Below are 265 nucleotides of genomic sequence, written 5' to 3' on the forward strand. Positions count from 1 at the left end.
AAATAAATCGGATCGAAAAAAAGAGATTAAGCGATTATATTGGTACTTGTAATATAGTCATGTTTGCTCCTGAAGATTTAAGTCTTGTAAAAGGTAGTCCCCAAGTAAGACGAAGATTTCTTGATATGGAAATGGGGCAAATTCACCCTATTTATTTATACCATTTATCGCAATATCACAAAGTACTAAAACAGCGTAATCAATATTTAAAAGATGTTCAGCAACGTAAACAAAAACAAGATAATACAATGCTTGATGTTATAAC

At 30.6% G+C, this 265-nt stretch carries 1 pseudogene; it reads left to right on the forward strand.

Annotated elements, in window-relative coordinates:
* Positions 1 to 59: 59 nt before the first annotated feature.
* Positions 60 to 265, forward strand: a pseudogene (locus AOA60_RS23940) (DNA replication and repair protein RecF); the annotation flags it as partial.

The organism is Pseudomonas sp. 2822-17, from assembly GCF_002742485.1.
In the GTDB taxonomy this organism is placed as follows: domain Bacteria; phylum Pseudomonadota; class Gammaproteobacteria; order Pseudomonadales; family Pseudomonadaceae; genus Aquipseudomonas; species Aquipseudomonas cyclaminis.